The 19,699-nt window shown below is 52.1% G+C and carries 19 protein-coding genes and 1 pseudogene; 15 read left to right on the top strand and 5 right to left on the bottom strand.

Translation table 11 applies throughout. The features are described from left to right. Positions 1-35 precede the first annotated feature (35 nt). The 5 genes and pseudogenes from O6D90_RS15620 to O6D90_RS15640 all read left to right on the top strand — a co-directional run bounded on the left by O6D90_RS15620 (position 36) and on the right by O6D90_RS15640 (position 1,908). The gene (locus O6D90_RS15620; protein ID WP_155553748.1) at positions 36-191 is read left to right on the top strand and encodes a hypothetical protein; all 156 of its coding nucleotides are present in this window, start codon (positions 36-38) and stop codon (positions 189-191) included. A 154-nt stretch (positions 192-345) separates the two neighbouring features. After that, complete coding sequence (locus O6D90_RS15625) at positions 346-780, top strand: hypothetical protein (protein ID WP_016156045.1); 435 nt, start codon at positions 346-348, stop codon at positions 778-780. Positions 781-951: 171 nt separating this feature from the next. Then, positions 952-1,212 carry a hypothetical protein gene (locus O6D90_RS15630; protein WP_016156044.1) on the top strand — a complete coding sequence of 87 codons (261 nt, stop codon included), beginning with the start codon at positions 952-954 and terminating at the stop codon, positions 1,210-1,212. Beyond that, positions 1,184-1,332, top strand: a pseudogene (locus O6D90_RS15635) (gp53-like domain-containing protein); the annotation flags it as partial. The gene O6D90_RS15630 and the pseudogene O6D90_RS15635, both read left to right, overlap by 29 nt. 99 nt (positions 1,333-1,431) lie before the next feature. Next, complete coding sequence (locus tag O6D90_RS15640) at positions 1,432-1,908, top strand: kinase inhibitor (protein ID WP_016156043.1); 477 nt, start codon at positions 1,432-1,434, stop codon at positions 1,906-1,908. 56 nt (positions 1,909-1,964) lie between these two features. Here the strand turns inward: O6D90_RS15640 and hutH are convergent, their stop codons facing one another. From hutH to hutI, 5 genes are all read right to left on the bottom strand, one after another. Next, positions 1,965-3,485, bottom strand: coding sequence for a histidine ammonia-lyase (hutH, locus tag O6D90_RS15645; protein WP_016156042.1), 1,521 nt, complete (start codon positions 3,483-3,485; stop codon positions 1,965-1,967). A 1-nt stretch (position 3,486) separates the two neighbouring features. After that, entirely contained in the window at positions 3,487-5,172 is a 1,686-nt protein-coding gene (hutU, locus tag O6D90_RS15650) for a urocanate hydratase (protein WP_016156041.1), read from the bottom strand. 125 nt (positions 5,173-5,297) lie between these two features. After that, positions 5,298-6,017 carry a histidine utilization repressor gene (locus O6D90_RS15655; RefSeq protein ID WP_016152334.1) on the bottom strand — a complete coding sequence of 240 codons (720 nt, stop codon included), beginning with the start codon at positions 6,015-6,017 and terminating at the stop codon, positions 5,298-5,300. An 87-nt stretch (positions 6,018-6,104) separates the two neighbouring features. Beyond that, positions 6,105-7,052, bottom strand: coding sequence for a formimidoylglutamase (hutG, locus tag O6D90_RS15660; protein ID WP_016156040.1), 948 nt, complete (start codon positions 7,050-7,052; stop codon positions 6,105-6,107). Next, a complete protein-coding gene (gene hutI, locus O6D90_RS15665) occupies positions 7,049-8,272 on the bottom strand; it encodes an imidazolonepropionase (protein WP_088583127.1) in 1,224 nt (407 codons plus the stop codon). The genes hutG and hutI overlap by 4 nt, the downstream gene beginning before the upstream one ends. A 223-nt stretch (positions 8,273-8,495) precedes the next feature. On the opposite strand from hutI, the gene O6D90_RS15670 reads away from it, so the two are divergent. The 10 genes from O6D90_RS15670 (at position 8,496) to O6D90_RS15715 (ending at position 19,693) form a co-directional block, all read left to right on the top strand. Continuing rightward, positions 8,496-9,779 (top strand): putative acyl-CoA thioester hydrolase, encoded by a 1,284-nt coding sequence (locus tag O6D90_RS15670; RefSeq protein ID WP_029139460.1) that lies wholly within the window; start codon positions 8,496-8,498, stop codon positions 9,777-9,779. A 567-nt stretch (positions 9,780-10,346) separates the two neighbouring features. Then, complete coding sequence (locus tag O6D90_RS15675) at positions 10,347-11,045, top strand: type IV pilus major pilin (RefSeq protein WP_075846961.1); 699 nt, start codon at positions 10,347-10,349, stop codon at positions 11,043-11,045. A gap of 70 nt (positions 11,046-11,115) precedes the next feature. Continuing rightward, positions 11,116-13,281 (top strand): pilus assembly FimT family protein, encoded by a 2,166-nt coding sequence (locus O6D90_RS15680; RefSeq protein ID WP_088583126.1) that lies wholly within the window; start codon positions 11,116-11,118, stop codon positions 13,279-13,281. Between the two features lie 16 nt (positions 13,282-13,297). Next, entirely contained in the window at positions 13,298-13,753 is a 456-nt protein-coding gene (locus O6D90_RS15685) for a TcpQ domain-containing protein (RefSeq protein WP_016156036.1), read from the top strand. 20 nt (positions 13,754-13,773) lie between these two features. Next, positions 13,774-15,216 carry a hypothetical protein gene (locus O6D90_RS15690; RefSeq protein ID WP_016156035.1) on the top strand — a complete coding sequence of 481 codons (1,443 nt, stop codon included), beginning with the start codon at positions 13,774-13,776 and terminating at the stop codon, positions 15,214-15,216. Between the two features lie 7 nt (positions 15,217-15,223). Then, complete coding sequence (locus O6D90_RS15695) at positions 15,224-15,769, top strand: hypothetical protein (RefSeq protein ID WP_016156034.1); 546 nt, start codon at positions 15,224-15,226, stop codon at positions 15,767-15,769. A gap of 4 nt (positions 15,770-15,773) precedes the next feature. Continuing rightward, positions 15,774-16,628, top strand: coding sequence for a hypothetical protein (locus tag O6D90_RS15700; protein ID WP_016156033.1), 855 nt, complete (start codon positions 15,774-15,776; stop codon positions 16,626-16,628). Then, complete coding sequence (locus tag O6D90_RS15705; RefSeq protein WP_016156032.1) at positions 16,610-17,146, top strand: hypothetical protein; 537 nt, start codon at positions 16,610-16,612, stop codon at positions 17,144-17,146. Before O6D90_RS15700 ends, O6D90_RS15705 begins: the two co-directional genes overlap by 19 nt. Beyond that, positions 17,143-18,672: an ATPase, T2SS/T4P/T4SS family gene (locus tag O6D90_RS15710; protein ID WP_425476439.1), complete on the top strand. Its 1,530-nt coding sequence runs from the start codon at positions 17,143-17,145 to the stop codon at positions 18,670-18,672. The genes O6D90_RS15705 and O6D90_RS15710 overlap by 4 nt, the downstream gene beginning before the upstream one ends. Further along, positions 18,656-19,693 carry a type II secretion system F family protein gene (locus O6D90_RS15715; protein WP_016156028.1) on the top strand — a complete coding sequence of 346 codons (1,038 nt, stop codon included), beginning with the start codon at positions 18,656-18,658 and terminating at the stop codon, positions 19,691-19,693. The genes O6D90_RS15710 and O6D90_RS15715 overlap by 17 nt, the downstream gene beginning before the upstream one ends. Positions 19,694-19,699: the final 6 nt, after the last annotated feature.

Consider the following 19,699-nt stretch of genomic DNA (forward strand, 5'->3'; position numbering starts at 1 on the left):
CGGACGTGGAAAAGTGAAACAGCCCGGATTATTCGATGACTGATGAAGTAACAATATTTAGACATGAAGGCCGGATTATTCCGGCCTTTTTTTATTTGCATCAAAGAAATTGCAAATCGTTTTATGTCGATGCTGAGCAAAAATTGACGGGTGTTTTAGTAAGCGATAGCGTGAATTTGTCACGTAAGTGATTAAATTGAAAGGATTTTATGAGATTTTCCTTAAATGGAGTTTTAAGAAAATGGCTATTCCAGCTTATTTATGGCTCAAAGATGACGGCGGCGCTGATATCAAAGGTTCCGTCGATGTTCATGGACGTGAAGACGGCCCGCTTGAGGTTGTACGATGAAACGGCTCGCATTATTGCTACTACTTCCGTTTATTGTGGCCACTTCAGCAGCTGGCGAAGTGAACTGGCCCGATGCGCTGAAAGGCGTGGCTGCGGGCGATCAAGCGTGGCTGAATAAAACGCCAGAACTCGCGGCTGCGGCAGATGTTAAGCAGGCCATTAAACTGGAAGATGCTTTATCTGCTGCCCTAACAGCAAATACAACCGGCGCTCTTGATGCGCTCAGCGTCATTGACGCGGGAAAATGGCCGCACATGATCGGGACTGATATTGTCTGCGGAGTGCCTGTTGAAGCTCCAGCAACCGTTGAGGATTTTTATCAGCGGACACGTCCTGCGTTGTTAAGCACTGATAAGGGCGCTCGCTGCTTGTGGTTCCTCGAAGCAACATATGAGGAATGGAAAGCAGACAACGCCCGTCAGGTTAAGTAAGATAATTAACCCGGTCAATATGGCCGGGTCCTTTCCTCCGCTTCCCTTTGATTTTTCGTGCCGCAGCCGCTCCCTGAATACTCAACACCACACAATAACCGCTCATGCAGTGGGTTTAACCGACAGCACCGGCACCCCGCACACGTTCCGGCACCCAGTAAGGATTATTTAATGACATTTCCCGTCCCGACCGTTGCGGAAAGTACCGACCGCCAGTTACGCGATATTCAGAACGCGCTACCCGATGAGAACGTCGACACCAGCAGCGACAGCGACTACGCCGTCCGGGCTAATGCTGTATCAGGCGTGGCGGACGGTCTCTACGCCTATCAGGGCTGGATTATTCGCCAGATTTTCCCTGACACCGCCGAGAAGGAGTATCTGGAGTTTACTCGATGCCGAACTGGCTGGACTGGTCACCAGTGCGAATAAAGTACCCGACTTCCCGGAGAGGATAAGGCAGCGCTGGCTGATTTAACTTCTGTTGGTCGTGACATTATCAGCAAGAACGCTATTGCCGACATTCTCACATACCTTGGTTTGCACGAGACCGGATTTGCCCCCCTTGATTGAACGCAAAACAGTCCAGAATATTTCGCCACGCTACATACGGTTCCTGGCTACACTTTTTGGCTAACGAGAGGAGTCAGCATGAAACTAATCAGTAACGATCTGCGCGATGGCGAAAAGCTTGCGCATCGCCACGTCTTTAACGGCATGGGATATGACGGGGATAATATTTCCCCGCATCTGGCGTGGGATGACGTGCCCGCAGGGACTAAAAGCTTTGTCGTGACCTGCTACGATCCTGATGCACCAACCGGCTCCGGCTGGTGGCACTGGGTGGTGGTAAATCTGCCAGCAGATACCCGCGTACTCACGCAAGGCTTCGGCTCCGGGCTGGTTGCGCTGCCGGATGGGGTGATTCAGACCCGTACGGATTTTGGGAAAGCAGGTTATGGCGGTGCTGCGCCGCCGAAGGGGGAAACCCATCGCTATATCTTTACGGTTCACGCGCTGGATGTGGAGCGTATTGATGTCGATGAGGACGCCAGCGGCGCGATGGTTGGCTTTAACGTTCACTTCCACTCGCTCGCCAGCGCCTCGATTACGGCAATGTTCAGTTAAGCTGTGTTGTGCCGGATGTCGGTTTCGCCGCATCCGGCCTACTAAACAAGGCTTCTCTACAGAAATTCAGGCAACAATTTCAACAACGTCCCCTGGGCTAACAGTTCGGTTGCACATTCAATATCCGGAGCAAAAAAGCGATCCTGCGTATAGTGGGCAACCTGCTCGCGCAGAGCCTGGCGCGCCTGCTCCAGCAGCGGGCTTGAGGTTAACCCTTCACGCAGGTCAATCCCCTGACACGCCGCCAGCCACTCCACGGCAATCACGCCGCGCGTATTCGCCGCCATCTCCCACAACCTGCGGCCCGCTGCCGGCGCCATAGACACATGATCTTCCTGGTTGGCGGAGGTCGGCAAGCTGTCCACGCTGTGCGGATGCGCCAGCGCTTTGTTCTCGCTCGCCAGCGCGGCCGCGGTTACCTGAGCAATCATAAAGCCGGAGTTCACCCCGCCGTTTTTCACCAGGAACGGCGGCAACTGCGACATATGTTTGTCCATCATCAGCGCAATGCGTCGCTCTGATAACGCCCCGATTTCCGCAATCGCCAGCGCCAGATTATCTGCCGCCATCGCCACCGGTTCAGCATGGAAGTTGCCGCCGGAAATGACATCGCCCTCTTCGGCAAACACCAGCGGGTTGTCGGAAACCGCGTTGGCTTCTACCAGCAAGACCTCCATTACCTGACGCATTTGCGTCAGGCACGCCCCCATCACCTGCGGCTGACAGCGCAAAGAATACGGATCCTGCACTTTTTCACAGTTATGATGCGACTGGGAAAGCGCGCTGGTGTCGGTCAACACGTGGCGGTACAGCGTTGCGGCATCAATCTGCCCACGCTGTCCTCGTGCGGCATGAATACGGGCATCAAACGGACGACGAGAGCCTAAAACGGCTTCGGTGGTCAGCGCCCCACACACCGTCGCAGACGCGAACAGCTCCTGGGCTTCAATTAACCCGCGCAGCGCAAAGGCTGTGGAAGCCTGGGTACCGTTGAGCAGCGCCAGCCCTTCTTTCGCCTCCAGCGTAATCGGCTCCAGCCCGGCCTTTTTCAGCGCTTCGGTCGCCGGAAGCCATTCCCCCTGCCAGCGCGCTTTACCTTCGCCCAGCAGCGTCAGAGACATATGCGCCAGCGGTGCCAGGTCGCCCGATGCGCCCACTGACCCTTTCGCCGGGATCAGCGGATACACCTCGGCATTCACCAGCGCAATCAGCGCTTCAATCACGCTGAGACGAATACCCGAAAAACCCCGCGCCAGGCTGTTGATTTTCAGCACCATAATCAGGCGAACCATCGCGTCATCGAGCGCCTCACCAACGCCTGCCGCATGGGAAAGCACCAGCGAACGCTGTAAATTCTGCAAATCTTCCGTGGCGATACGGGTCTGAGCCAGTAGGCCAAAGCCGGTATTAATGCCATACGCCGTACGGCCTTCAGCGACAATATTATTGACGCAGGCGACGCTTGCGTTGATAGCATCAATCGCCCCGGCATCCAGGCTCAGTTTGACCGGCTGCTGCCAGATGTCGCGTAGTTGCGCAAAGCTCAGATGACCCGGCGTTAATGTCATGGTGTTCATATCAGCGTTTCTCCTGCGTCGCCGCGACCATCGGCAAATTCAGCCCTTCTTCGACGGCGCATTCCACCGCAATGTCATACCCGGCGTCGGCGTGGCGCATCACCCCGGTAGCCGGATCGTTATGTAATACCCGGGCGATACGCGCTGCGGCTTCATCAGTGCCATCGCAAACAATCACCATCCCGGCATGCTGGGAGAAGCCCATTCCTACCCCGCCACCGTGATGCAGTGACACCCAGGTTGCACCGCTGGCGGTGTTAAGCAGCGCGTTCAGCAGCGGCCAGTCGGATACTGCATCAGAACCGTCGCGCATGGCTTCGGTTTCGCGGTTCGGGCTGGCGACGGAGCCGGAATCCAGATGGTCACGGCCAATAACAATCGGCGCAGACACTTCGCCGCTGCGCACCATTTCATTAAACGCCAGCCCCAGTTTTTGACGCCATTCCAGACCGACCCAGCAGATACGCGCCGGTAATCCCTGGAAGTTAATCCGCTCACGCGCCATATCCAGCCAGTGGTGCAGATGTTTATCGTCAGCCACGATCTCTTTCACTTTGGCATCCGTTTTATAAATATCCTGCGGATCGCCGGAAAGCGCCACCCAACGGAATGGGCCAATGCCGCGGCAGAACAGAGGGCGAATATAAGCAGGGACGAAACCGGGGAAATCAAAGGCGTTTTCCACGCCCATCTCTTTGGCCATCTGGCGAATGTTGTTGCCGTAATCAAACGTCGGCACGCCCATTTTGCTGAACGCCAGCATTGCCTCGACGTGCGTTGCCATTGAGCGTTTCGCCGCCTGTACCGTGCCCTGCGGATCGGACACCGCTTTCTCCTGATACGCTTCCCAGCTCCAGCCGGACGGCAGATAACCATGCAGCGGATCGTGGGCGCTGGTCTGGTCAGTGACCATATCCGGGCGCACACCGCGCCTCACCAGTTCCGGCACAACGTCGGCGGCGTTAGCGCATAGCGCAATGGAGACCGCTTTACCCTCACGGGTGTACTTTTCGATACGCGCCAGCGCGTCGTCAAGCGATGTCGCCTGCTCATCCACGTAGCGGGTACGCAGACGGAAATCGATCCGGCTTTGCTGGCATTCAATATTCAGCGAGCAAGCACCTGCCAGCGTTGCGGCTAACGGTTGCGCCCCACCCATGCCGCCCAGCCCGGCGGTCAGCACCCAGCGTCCGCTCAGGTTACCCTGATAATGCTGACGCCCGGCCTCAACGAAGGTTTCATAAGTCCCCTGCACGATGCCCTGGCTGCCGATGTAGATCCAGCTCCCGGCGGTCATCTGGCCATACATCGCCAGCCCTTTGGCGTCCAGCTCGTTGAAGTGTTCCCAGGTAGCCCAATGTGGCACCAGGTTGGAGTTGGCAATCAGTACGCGCGGCGCATTGTCATGGGTTTTGAAAACGCCAACCGGTTTACCGGACTGGACCAGCAGGGTCTCATCGGTCTCCAGTTTGGTCAGCGCGTTGACGATGGCGTCATAACATTCCCAGTCCCGCGCGGCGCGACCAATCCCGCCGTATACCACCAGCTCATGCGGATTTTCCGCCACATCGGGATCCAGGTTGTTCATTAACATGCGCAGCGGCGCTTCGGTCAGCCAGCTTTTGGCCGTTAAGGTGGTGCCGCGTGGGGCACGAATATCCTGCTGACGGTACTTGCTATGAGACATGGTAGAGCACTCCTCGCGAACGATCGGACAGATAAGTAACATATACTTGTCTATACAAGCTGTCGCAAGCGTGCTTTTAACAAAAAAGATACAATTTTATTATACTGCGGCAGCAATCACGCTTTTCAGGACATAAACCGCCCTTGCAGGCGATAGCGGGAACCCGGGAAGAGCAAACGGGCATGAGAGACAATGGATGACGCAGACCAGGTTTTACGGCGGATCAACAGGCAGGGATCGTGTTCTTTGATATTCAGCAGCGCGCACTCTTCGGCACTGGCGCGGACCGCTTCAACAATATGCTCGCCTTCCGTTAAAGGGGCTATCAGCGACAGATAAGCGTGCGGCGTAGTCTGGCTGTAATCCTGCGCCAGATACGCTGGCACAATTTCGGCATTCACGCAGCGATCTTCAATCTGCACCGGCAGTTCGTTCTCGTAGTGCACCATGACAGAGTGAAAAATGGAGGTGCCTTCTTTGACGTTTAACACCAAAGCCTGCTGCGCGCTTGCCTGGGTTCGTTCCAGCGTGATCACCTCGCAGCGGTGCTGATGCTGACGGGCGTTGATTTCATCCGCGATGCTGCGAATTTCAAACAGCGCAGACTGGCCCTTCGGCTCGGCGACAAACGTCCCTACGCCCTGCAAACGAACCAGTAACCCTTCATCCGTTAACTCACGCAGCGCCCGGTTGATGGTCATGCGGCTGAAACCATACTGCGCCACCAGCTCCGCCTCAGAGGGAATGCGATCGTGAGGTTGCCAGATACCGCTGGCAATCTTTTCGCTGATCTCCTGTTTGACCTTTTCGTAAAAAGGTGCCGGAGCAGAACGGGATGGGAGCATGCGTAAGCCTTCCTTAAGCTGAGAATGTGAGTGGGTACAGTTTACAGACATTACCCGAACCTGATAAGCGCAACGCCATCAGGTATATCAGTGCCACCAGTGCGCGATTTGCCAACCTAATCGCGCCGCAACGCGCGCCGCTCTGCCATCATCGTCAAAGCGTGGATTAAATTCAACCATATCCACCGCCTGCAGTTTACCGCTACGACACAGGGGTTCAATCAGACTCAGCAGCGTCGCCAACGGTACGCCCAGCGCAGCGGGTGCCGACACGCCGGGCATTTCCCACACCGGCAGCACGTCGAGATCGATAGTCAGATAGATAACATCCAGGTTGGCGACAAACTGCGCTAACTGCGCCTGCGCCTGCGCCTTTGCACAGTACAGATCCTCAACCACGGTCACACCGAGCCGCTGCGCCTCATCCCATAACGCCAGGGTGTTTGCCGCCCGACTGACACCGATACAGGCATAGTGAAATTCCCGCTGCTGTTCATCGCAAAGCTGCGCCAGTTGGCGAAACGGTGTACCGGAAGTAGCCTGCTCGGCATGGCGCAAATCGAGGTGCGCATCGAAGTTGACAATCCCCACTTTCGCCTGCGGGAACACATCCAGCACGCCTGCGCCGTGCGCAAATGCGGTTTCGTGTCCTCCTCCCAGAACAAAGGTACGTATATTCTCCTGCTGACAGCGCTGCACCGCATTGCGTAGCGCCTGCTGCGCGCCCTCAAGGTCGGGGGCCTGGGCCACAATATTTCCCAGATCCACCAGCCGATGATGCCCATCGTGGCTGGCTAAATTCGCCAGCGCCTTGCGCAGCACATCAGGTGCTCCGGCGGCTCCCGTCCGGCCCTGATTACGTTTCACGCCTTCGTCGCAGGCAAACCCAAGCAGCGCTATCTTCTCGCGATACATTTCTGGGCTAAATGTCGGGCTCAGCGTGATAGTCTGAAACAGGCGCAGCGCATTCGGCGATTCGGCGCGATCATCACGTCCCTGCCACAGCGCAGGTGAAACAGGTTGCCAGTGAGTCATACTATTTGTCCTTTGAATACGCGTTGGTAGAGCGGGTTACGCCCCGGTTCATACAGGATCTCGACCGGGAGAGTTGCATCCCACACCACAAAATCGGCCACAAACCCGGCCTTCAATTGACCATGAGTGGCATGACGTCCCAGCGCCCGGGCCGCATGACGGGTGACGCCCGCCCATGCTTCTTCCGGCGTTAAGCCAAACTGAACGCAGGCCATATTCATCGCCCAGTGCAGGCTGATAAACGGGCTGGTACCTGGGTTAAAATCTGTCGCCACCGCCATCGGTACCTGATACTGACGCAGCAACGCCACCGGCGGAAGCTGTTGCTCTTTAAGGAAATAGAATGCGCCGGGCAGCAGCACGCCGACCGTACCGCTTTGGCTCATCGCCGCTACGCCCGCTTCATCGAGATATTCAATATGATCGGCGGATAACCCGTGGTAGCGGCTTACCAGCTGTGCGCCACCCAACAATGACAGCTGTTCAACATGGCCTTTAATCGGGATGCCCAACGCCTGCGCGGCCTGAAACACCCGCTCGCTCTGCGTCAACGAAAAACCCACGCTTTCACAAAACAGATCGACGGTCTCGAACAGCCCTTGTTCCCACAGCTGGGGCAAAATGGTCTCGCACACCAGCGTAATATAGCCGTCAGGATCATCCCGGTATTCTGCTGGAGTCGCATGGGCAGCCAACAGCGTGGGGCTTATTTCAATGATATTCTCCGCCGCCAGCGCCGCTGCCACGCGCAATATTTTCTCTTCTGTCTGCAAATCCAGGCCGTAACCGGATTTTATTTCCAGCAACGTAACGCCTTCTTTGATCAGCTGTTCCATACGCTGATGCGCTAGATGTAAGAGTTGCTCATCACTGGCGCTGCGGGTTGCTGATACCGTGGCATTGATACCCCCGCCCTGGGCGCTTATCTGCTGGTAGGAGACACCGTTTAGCCGCTGCTCCCATTCACCTGCGCGGTTTCCACCAAAGACCAGATGCGTATGACAGTCAATCAGGCCAGGTGTAATTAGCCTGCCCTGCATATCAAAGGTATTGTCATGTGTGAGATAGAGCGATGATTCCGGGACGATATCGCGAATCTTCCCCTGACGGACGATCAGCGCATGACCCTCCACCAGCCCATACGGGGTGTTACGTTCGGGATCCATGGTCGCCAGACGAACATTGCGCCAGATAACATCATCAGGGAAGAATTGCTGCATTCGACTCACCACTTGTCATAGGTTGTATAGACATTTATTTTTGATTATACGGATGTTGTCAACCTGAAGGACCGTAATTGTTATGTATTTGTGATATAAGGACTCTCCGCGCCGGGCATTGCGGCGATAAAAACAACTTTTTACCTTTTAACCTTCCCGTTTCGCTCAACTTAGTATAAAAAAGCAGGCTTCAATGGATAACTTTCAAAGCCCGGAGCAACCTGTGAACATATCATCAGTTTCCCGTCTGGCGCTGGCAATGGCTTTTGGCGTGACGCTGACCGCCTGTAGCTCTACGCCGCCCGATCAAATTCCTTCCGATCAGACCGCGCCAGGTACCTCTTCGCGCCCGATCTTGTCGGCCAATGAAGCGAAAAACTTCGTTGCTGCGCACTATTTTTCCGCGCTGACGCCAAACACCGCGCCGTGGAGCCCTTCTGCTATTTCTCTGCCTGCACAGCCTGACTTCGTGGTTGGCCCGGCTGGGACTCAGGGCGTCACCCATACCAGCATTCAGGCTGCGGTTGATGCGGCAATCATCAAACGTACTAACAAACGTCAGTACATTGCGATTATGCCGGGCGAGTATCAGGGCACGGTATATATCCCGGCAGCAACGGGAAGTCTGACGCTGTACGGCATGGGCGAAAAACCGCTGGATGTAAAAATTGGCCAGGCTATTGATGGTGACATGAGCACCGCAGACTGGCGTCGTACGGTGAACCCGGGCGGTAAATACATGCCGGGTAAACCGGCGTGGTATATGTTTGATAATTGCCAGAACAAGCGCGGCACAAATATTGGCGTGATGTGTTCTGCCGTCGTCTGGTCGCAAAATAACGGTCTGCAATTGCAGAACCTGACCATCGAAAACAATCTGGGTGACAGCGTTGATGCGGGTAATCACCCGGCCGTTGCGCTACGTACCGATGGCGATAAAGTGCAGATCAATAAGGTCAACATCCTCGGTCGCCAGAATACGTTTTTCGTGACTAACAGCGGCGTACAAAACCGTCTGGAAAACGATCGTCAACCGCGTACTTTGGTAACCAACAGCTACATTGAAGGGGATGTGGATATTGTTTCCGGTCGCGGCGCCGTGGTGTTCGATAACACCGATTTCCGCGTTGTGAACTCCCGTACGCAGCAGGAAGCCTATGTGTTTGCACCAGCGACGCTGTCAAACATCTACTACGGCTTCCTCGCCACAAATAGCCGCTTCACGGCGAGTGGTGATGGCGTGGCACAGTTGGGCCGCTCGCTGGATGTTGATTCGAACACAAACGGTCAGGTCGTTATCCGCGACAGCGTGATCAACGAAGGCTTTAACATGGCAAAACCATGGGCTGACAGTGTTATCTCGAAGCGTCCTTTTGCCGGTAATACCGGTGCACAAGATGACAAAGGTGAAATCCAGCGCAACCTGAACGACACCAACTTCAACCGCATGTGGGAATACAACAACCGCGGTATCGGTAGCAAAGTGGTTGCCGAACCGAAGCAGTAATCACAGCCATCAAACCGCTGGCGGGAACACTCCCGCCAGCCCCCTTCACCGCTTTCAACGTCTTTTCTTCACACAGGTAATATTTTCACCAACGCAGGTTTAAATTGATCGCGTGAATCAATCTATTTATAGCCAAAATAATTCGAGTTGTATGAAGGCAAGCCCAGGCGCTTACATAAGTAAGTTACAGAAACGATTAACTTGATAAATATTATTCTGCCGCTAAACTCAATTTTTAACCCAAAATAGATAAAAGCCAATCCATATTAATTTTAATATATTAACCCCATCAATATATTTTACTCTCTGGAAAAGGGAAATTACCGTAACGTTATCTAAAAACAACTCAAAAAAACCTTATGATATTTGTTATATATAAAATATATATATGGAAAAATGATTCAAAAACAACTCATCTGACCAGTCACCCTTTTTCCTAATTATCCCATCACAACTTTTAGCTTCTGGTGCTTTCTTAAAAATGCCGCATATAATGTTTTGGCACAATGTGTGCGGGGTTAATTTTTTAATTTTTCAGTAACCAGCAATATCTAAGGATTGATAGACATGAAAAGCATGATTCATTCATGGAAAAAAAAGGCAGCACAGTATCGTGAATTGAAAAAGCAGAAAGGCGTAACGCTGCTTGAAATTATCATTGTACTGGGCATTATTGGTATTATTGCCGCAGGCGTGGTTGTTTTGGCACAGCGTGCGTTTAAAGCGCAGGATATTTCTAATGTCATTGAAAATACGAACTCCGTTCGTGTTGCAATGACCGAAGCGTATAAAGACGAGGCTAGTTATCCGGTCCCGACAGGTAGTATTGTTGATTTGACGAAAGCAAATATCGCCGGCACAACAGGCAATGATGCGCCAATTGTTAACCTGGTGAGAATGGGTAAAATTGACGTATCTGAAGCTTTTAACGGAATTTCCAGCGATGCTTTTGAAATCGGCCCATCAACCATCACTGCCGGCGCTACTGTAAATAAAGGTTTCTATATTGTTATTAACGGACTGGAAATAGAAGACTGTCGTAACCTTGCATCACAGGTAGGTGCACAATGGGATTACGTTGCAAGTGGTACGGCAGCAGCGGGCGCACAACTGGGTTCGGCTGATCCTCTCGACATGGCCGAGGGCACTAGTGCCTCAATTCTGAAAAGCCTTGCAGGAAACACTTTGAGTCCGACAACCATATCTGCCGAAGGTTTCTGTGATGCCGGTGAATCAGATAATGCTTTAATCCTGGGCAGTCGCTAATACGCTTATATTTTATGTTGTACTTGTTCTGCCCCCTGAAGGGGGCAGTTTTGCTAAATGGATTTAATAGATGATAAGTAAGCGCAACGCTAATATTTACGAACGTCAGGCAGGCGTCACCCTTCTTGAAATGATTGTTGTGCTTGCCATTATCGGCATGTGCCTGATGACATATGCCAATTATAAACGCAAAGAAGCCCAGCAAAGTCACCAGCTTATTGTCGCTGATATGGTCGTCCGTGATATTTTTGGCGTGATGCGCTTTGTGGCACAGAACAAGCTGGCTGTGGTTTCTGGCACACCAGAAGCCAACCCACTATTCGGGACGAAAAATACTAACGTCACCGTCGCGAATTATGATAATCGCGTATCTAATAAAACCTTACAGGATCAACCTTATCCTAATACGGATACAGACAAGTTTTATTCCGGCTGGTCTGTTGGTGTGTCAACGCAAACCCAGGTATCGCCCACCCGGGGTTCTCGCTATCTGTTTCTGGGCAGTGAATGTAAAAATGGCAATAACCCGAAAGGGAAACTGCCCTTCGAACTTGCGGAGTCCATGCTGCCGTGTGAACTGCGCCCTGGAGCAGAATCGCTGGAGCTAGTGCTGGAACGTGTGGACTTCGTCAACAACATTCGGCAAGCCGGCACCATCGGGCCTGGTATTGAACGTGTCGACTTCTATCTTGCCTACCAGAACGAGGTTGAGAACGAAGGTCTCCATTTTGCCGGGTTTATTAAACCGTTGGAAAAAGCGCTTAAAGGCGTCGATCTCAGCTATCTGCAGGCGGTGGTGTTTGAAATCGAGGGTAGCGGTAATTTTAAACTGGTAACAACGGCCTCAGGCCAGCCGCTGCAGATGGGTGACATTCCCAACAATCTGGACAGGCTCGATGCAAATAAACGTTACGGCATTCGCTTAAGCTTCGACAAAAGCAGTGAAGATATCTCTGCCGATGGTTCCGTTCCAACGGCCAAACTATGCTGGAACGATGCCAAAGATGAAGCCGGACCGTGTATTACGGCGATTGATGAAGACCGCCTGCTGATTACCAGCAGCGATGCGGAAGGCAAAGATAAAAACGAACCGGCGATGTGCTGGAGCAGAGAGCAAAACAAGAGCACGCTGTGCCTGGCGGCAATGAACAGCAACGGCGTCAATCCTGGCACGGATAACCCGGACGATCGCATTCTGCACCTGCGTACCAGTGCGGATAAAACAGACGGTAGCGAGGCGGAACCTGCTTCGCCGAGTTCACTCAAAGGCACCACCGGCACGCTGTACGCCAATATCGTGATGGAAAATACCTCGCGCAAGCATCCGGAAAAATGGCATGTGGCTTACGATCAAGCAGAGGCGAATGCGCTTAAGGATGGCAAACAGGGTGGTGATAATGCCGAACGCGTATTTTCTGATGCCTTCAGTGGTCAGTATGAGCTGGTGACGCCCACCACCACTTTTTATCAGTCATTTAAAAACGATTATCCGCAGGGTGAAGGTCCAACAGGGGCTGATGCTATTTATACAGCCGCAAATGATAGTGCAAATTACGCTGGTCTCTTAAGTGAGCCAGGCGTGATTCGTTTACCGTTGCAAACGTGTCCTAAAGTAACCGGTATCGATAAAGACGGTAACACCACGCTGCGAAGCCTCTATCCCCGCCTGTCGGTCGCCATATCATCGGTCGCGGCAGATCAGAATGGTAAAACAGAAACTGGTGAAACAGACACTGGTTATACTGACTACACCCAGCAAGGGGCAACGCGTTTGAATACCGTTAAAACCCGCAACAAAGTGGGAGCGGTAGCGGGTGTTGCGATCCAGGCCAATATTGTGATTAACAAAGATACTGCAGCCCCTGCCAACGATCCGGTGAAAAGGGACAAAAACGGAACCTTTGAGGACTGGATCGCGGAAGACTGGTTCAAAGGTGCAGGTACCAAGGACGACCCCGCCCCCTTCTGGTTAATCAGCGCCACCTCGGCAATGATTAATCCCGATGGTGATGGTATCAATAAAATGAATCCGCAGTCTCTCTCAGTGGTGATTAACCAGTGGTGCAGCACGATCCCGCAAGGGGGAATGATTTCATCCGAAGGTTACGCCTGGGATGAGGCGGTACCGAATAAGTATGTGCTCCATTCTCTTGTTGCGGAAGATAACGATCTTAAGTTTTATAAAGAAGACGGTAATAAACTTGATATTCCGGACCATGAAAGAATCACCTATTAATCATTGGAAGAGTAAGATGAAAAAAACATGGATAATTGGGGCTGCCGTGTCCGCATTATTAGGCAGCCAGGGAAGTTTTGCCGCCAGCGCACCAGCCGGGCAAAAAATTGACGCAGGGATGTTAACCACCACGCCAGTGAAAGAAAGTACAACCACGCCGCGAAATCCCTTTTCCGGGGATGATACGGTGAAAAGCGTCGCACCTGTCAGTGCGCCAGTAGTGGAAATAAAAATTGATTTACTGGAGGAGGAGTTATTAAGCCAGCAGCTTTCAAAATGGGCGCAGCAAAATGGCTATAAGCTGCTCTGGAACAGCTCAACTGATTTTGTTATTTACAAGGCAATTCATTTGCAGGGTAAATCAATACAGGATGTGCTGGTTAAGCTTGGACAAGTATTTACGTCAGAAAACTACGGGCTGGTGATAAAAGACTACCAGGCGAATAACGTACTGATCATTGATGAGCAGTAATTACGCAAGGGAATAATGCTATGAAAATTAAAGTTTCGCTTCTGGCGTTGACGCTGGCTCTTCAGGGTTGTACGTCTATTGATACCAAGTACGATAAAAGTATTGTCCCGCAGGAAACCGGCAACCCGACCACTCCGGATGAGATGAAAACGACCGGTTATATGAAATATAATGAGCCTTATCTGGGCAAAAAGGTTGAATATAACTCCCGTAAACAGGCGCTGCTGCGTAAGCAGGTGAGTATTCAGTCTTACGAGCCTACCGATCTGGCGACAATTCTTGAGGCGGTGACCGCGCAAACCGGTATTAGCTACCGTATTAATACTTCCGTTCCCGGTGGAAAATCGGATGCGGGGGAACCGGAGTTCCGCAGCGTTAAGTTCAACGGAACGTTTGAGGAATTTACCCGCTATATTTCCGCACTATATGACGTGAACCCAGTGCTGGATAACAACGGCGTGCTGGTCGTTTCTTATTTCCAGAACTATGTGCTGAAGCTGGATTTTTACGGCGAAGACAACAAGTTTGAGACCAGTCTCGACCTGTCCGGTAATGAAGCCACTACCGGCGGCGGTCTGAAAGGCAAAGCCGAAACCAAATTTGAATCCAGCTTCTGGGACGACGTTGAGGATATGGCAGAAAAATTTGTCTCCAGCGGCGTTTACAGCATTTTTAAAGACGCCTCGATTCTGACGATCACAGCGCGCCCTTCGGAGTATCACGCGCTGAATGAGTCGCTGAAGAAATTCCAGTCGGATAATACCCGTCAGTTTGTCGTGACTTACAAAATATTTACCCTTGATAAGCGCAAAACGAAAGAGCTGGGCGGTGGGGTCAATATGACCTTCAACGACGGGACCTCCTCTTTTGGTATCGACAGCTCAGAAATGCTGATGAAGCTCTCCGGCGGCTTAACCGCAGGCTGGACCAATCAGCATATGAATATCAGCTCTCAACTGGATGCCCTGTACGAACTCACCGGCAGTAAGGTGATCCAGAGCGGTTCGTTTATTACCCGTAATAACATCCCTATTCCACTCAACATGACCACGTCGCAATATTATGTCTCCAGTCGCACCAGGGAAGAAGATTCCAATTCAGGAGACGTCAGCACGGAGGTGGAAACCACGGAACTGGTCACCGGCACCAGCTTTATTCTTACCCCGCGTATCTTAACCGACGGGCGAATTGAAGTGGCCAGCGGCTTTACCAAGCGCTACCTCAACTCAATCGATACCTTTGATGAAGTTCAGTTGCCGTCGGTAAGCACGACGGAAATGTTTAACATTTCCACAATTACGCCGGGTAGCCTGCTGCTGGTCAGCAAATACGAAGCGAAAGAGGATGCTGACGGTCAGGGATGGTCGGTGCTGGCAGGCTCGGTTACCAACAGCGATCATGTCGAAACCGTGGTTATGGTAGTCGGTATTGATAATTACCGTGCCCCAACGCAGACCCGATGAGGGCATCATGCTTAAGCACTTATCAGAAAATCGAGTATTAATTGATCTGGTCTGGAGCTACGAGCCTGCCTCTCACGAGCCTTATTATCTTGACTGGTTATCACATTTGCGGCGAACCCATCGCCAGTTAACGGGCCAGTCTGATGAAGGGGAAATGGTTACGGGTTTCTGTACCAAACACTCCACCTTATATGAGCCTTTCGCCCTGTGGATGAAAGCCCTGTACGGTGACGGTATTTATTATTATGAGCAGGCGGAAAGCTGCTATTTCCTGATTATCTCGCACGGTGTTCCCGTTTCGGGCAGCGATCGTCTGGTCTCCAGACGCTTCTGGATGAAGCTGAAAGAACAGCTGAAAGAATCGCCACAGTATGCGGAGCTACCGTTAATTCAGTTAACGGAACAGCACATTGAGGCGGTGATTGAAGGCTGTACTGAACATCAACGGCGGCAGAAAAAGCGGCGACAGATGATGATCGGCGTTCTGATAGCAGGCGGCATCGTATTTTTACTGGTGTTTATGACACTACTGAAATTATTTATAAAAGGATGAGAACGTGGCGGTCTCTGAAAATCTCTATTTCTGGAAGCGTCGTAATATAGGGGGCGGTTCTACCGGGCGAGGAGGTAATATTATCGTCTGGGTCGTTACGCTACTGATTTTATTAGCTGGCGGCGGCGGGTCAGGCTATTACTATTTTATCTGGAAACCGGAGCAGGAACGATTGGCCAGAGTCCAGGCTGAACAGGCTGCCCGCCAGCAAAAAATCAAAGCTATCGAAGATTTTTATCGCAACTCGCTCACGGGCGGCAGCATTTCTGATGCCAGCCTGCTGCTGGAGCAGCTCTTGCTGGCGAATAAAAAACTGTCGCAGGTGGGCTTTGCGCCAAAAAGTATTGAATGTACCAGTACGGGCTGTTCACTCAGCTATGCGCTGAATCCAGGGCGGATATTTAGCGTGGCCGATATTAATCTCTGGGGCAAAACCTGGTCGCCCAGTTTTTCAAAAAACACGCTGGACTATACGGGCGTTGAGTCCGGGATGAATAAACACCCATGGCTCAGCGCCTGGCAGAGTAAAAACACGGTCAATCTGCCGGTCTGTACCGATGTATTAAGTTATATCAGCACCTGGAACTCATTAGGCGGACGAAATACTGAACTGGTATTAACGGGGATGCCCTCCTCTGCCGTCGAGAAAAATGAAAGCGCGCTGAAAAGTGCGGTAACGTCATTCGGCATGCTGTTCGCCGGTTGGACGATCACCTCACCGACCCAAATGGATATCTCGGGCGTGTCGCTGGTGTTGAATAAGCAACCCTTTGCCGACGCGTTTATTATCAAATCAATCGTATTCAATGAAAAATCAACGCTTGTTACCGGAGGACTGGCATGCAAAAAGGGAAATTAATTATTGCGGGAATAGTGTTGACGCTTTCACCTGCTCTTTACGCCGCAGATACGGCAGAAATCATCCCTGCGCAGGAGGTTGTACAAGCGGAAGGCACGCCGCCGTTAAGCGACGTATCGCCGATGCAGGATCACGTTGTTGAGATGATAGAAAAAGATTTCAACTTCGAGAGCCAGTACCGTGAGCTGGTGAATCAGCTTGCGCTGGAAAAAGTCCGCAGCGAGCTGCGTAAGCTACGCGGTGAGAAAAAGGCGGATAGCGTAGCGGTTATGCCGGTGAGCACCGCCAGCACAATGGATGATATTAGCGCTTCCCCAGGAGCAACGTCAGAATCTGCGCCTGGGCTGCGGCCGCTGCTGATTTCCGAAATCGCGGGTCAAAAACGCGTGGCGATTGCCGGCGCCGACGGCGGCGTGAAGATGGTGCCGCTGAATCAGCGTTTTAGCTACGGCGGTTATGACTATATTGCGCGTCATAACCAGGCAAATGACGTGACGGTCGAGGTTGTGGGTAAGTGATCGATTATATCCAGTTTAACGAGGAGAACATTCATTCTCAGGAGTGGCAATTCCAGGAGTATGACGGCGATATTCTGGTTGCTGAACATGCGGATGAAGCCTGGTTACTGGTATCCACGCCTTTGATTGATAATCTGGCGCCAATGCAGGCGGTGTGCCACCGCCTGCAGGTTTCCCATAATATTCAGGTTAAGGGAATAGCGCAGGTTACTGAGAAAAATTATTACCTGATCGTTGAACAGCTGCTGTCGGCAGGAAGTAAGCTGCTTGAGCAGGAAAGCAGTAACACACAGCTTGCGCTGGAAGAGATGCTGAAAAAGGCCGTGGCGTTGAAGGCCAGCGACCTGCATATCACGCGTAATGATATGGTGGCGAATATTGAGCTGCGCATTAACGGCGTGCTTTGTCCGTTTATACAGATGAAGGCGTCACGCTGCGATGAGCTGGTGTTCGTGCTCTACAACGTTGAGGCAAGCACCCGCGACACCACCTGGAACCGCAATATTGCGCAAAACGCCAATATCCTCTATTCGCTGGCGGGGAAAAGCTACCGCTTCCGCTATGCGCACTATCCGATATTTGGCGAGACCAGCGATTGCTATCACGCGGTATTGCGTATTATTCCATCGGGTCTGGACAGAGCCAGCGTCGCGAGCCTGGATAAGCTTGGCGTTTCCGATGAGGAAATTAGCGACCTCAAAAGGATCCTGAGCAACCCCTACGGGGCTTATATTATTGCCGGAACAACCGGTTCGGGAAAATCCACTACCCTGAAAAATCTGATGGAGTGGATGCAGATCAACCGCTATGACAATCGCGGCTGTTTTCTGACCGTAGAAGATCCGGTCGAATATCAGATCTATGGCGCGACGCAAAGTTCGGTATTAAGCGGCGAATCCGGAGGATTCCATTCGGCGATCAAATCCTCGCTGCGTCGCGACCCGGACGTACTGATGGTGGGGGAAATTCGCGACAATATCTCTTCTAACGCGCTGGCCGGGGCGGTGGAAAGTGGTCTCTACTGCTTTACCACCGTGCACGCAGGTAACATCGTTTCGTTATTGCAACGCTTATCCGCGCTCGGGATTACCAGCGATAAGCTTTCAACGCCGGGCTTTATTGCGGGCTTACAGTGCCAGAAGCTAATACCAGTACTGTGCCCGCAGTGTAAAACGTCGTTACGGACCACCGCCATTAAGGGACGCGAATTCCAGCTTTATGAAAAAAACGCTGAAGGCTGTCCGGCCTGCAAACATACCGGTATTGGCGGACGCCAGTTGGTGATGGAGTATTTGCTGCCGGTGTATGACGAGCTGGAGGCCATTGCTGAACAGAAATGGCTTAAAGTTTATACCGTCTGGCGCGCGAAGCGATTAAAACAGCCCGGCCTGAGCGAAGGATTCGAAATTAAAGAAAAAACGATGGCGGCGGTACTTCAGGGACGCGTGTGCGCGACCTGGTTTCAAATGGAATTTGGACAAGTCGTTCATGAAGAACTGGAGGTAATAGTTGAAAAAATTCGGTAAGAAACAGCGTATTTATCTTTATCAGTTTTGCGCAGACATGATTAACGCTGAGCTTCCGCTATATGACGCGTTGCAAAAATTACGCGCGGAAGGGGAAAAACTGCTCGGCAAAGGATTTGCTAAACGTCTGGAAGAGCTGACAAGCAAAATGGCGAAAACCACCTCCATTGCGATGGTTTTCGAGGGGCTGGTCCCTGAATCTGAACTGAGCGTAATTAACGCGGCGGAACGCAGCGGCAGCCTGGCCGACGGTTTTATCACCCTGGTAAACGTTATTAATTATAACGACGAGCTGCGCAAGAAAATTGTCGGTGCCATCACCTTCCCGCTCATTATGCTGGTCCTGTCGCTGGTGGTAATTGCGGGTTATGCCTATAAGGTGTTCCCGGCTTTTGAAAGCGTGGTACCCGTTGAGAAATGGCCTGGCGTCACCCGCGCGCTCTATATTTTTGGGATGGCGCTGTGTAAAGGGCTGTGGATATATATCCTCATTGGATTTATTGCGCTGGTTACCGTGATCAAAATAGCAATGGGCAAAATGACCGGGAATATTCGTAATCAGTTTCTTGACCGAATTATGCCGTTCTCAACGTATAAGCAGTTGACTGCCTCTATTTTTCTCAACAACCTGGCGCTGATGTTAAAAAACGGCATTCCGCTCAACGATGCGCTCAGCATTATTAGCCTGAACTCCAGCCGCTGGCTGCGCTGGCACCTGGCCGGGATGCAGAAGAAAATGGCGGCGGGCGTCAGCTATGGTGAAGCGCTCAACTCGGGTTTACTGAACACGGAAACGCTGCTCAATATCAGCCTTTACGCCGCGCTACCTTCGTTTAATGAGGTGCTGCTGGCGGTATCGAATAAATCACGTGAACACATTCGGGAATATATCACTAAACTTTCCGGGTTATTAAAAGCGCTCTCCACGCTGATATTAGGCGGTTGCGTTATTTGGGTTTTTGCCGCGTTGTTTGCGCTCAGCGACAAGCTGGCGGCGATGGGCGCCAGCGGTTCTTTTTAGGAAAAT

Origin of the sequence: Citrobacter sp. 21OH12SH02A-Citro, from assembly GCF_027919895.1 — a bacterium.
GTDB classification, from domain to species: domain Bacteria; phylum Pseudomonadota; class Gammaproteobacteria; order Enterobacterales; family Enterobacteriaceae; genus Citrobacter; species Citrobacter braakii.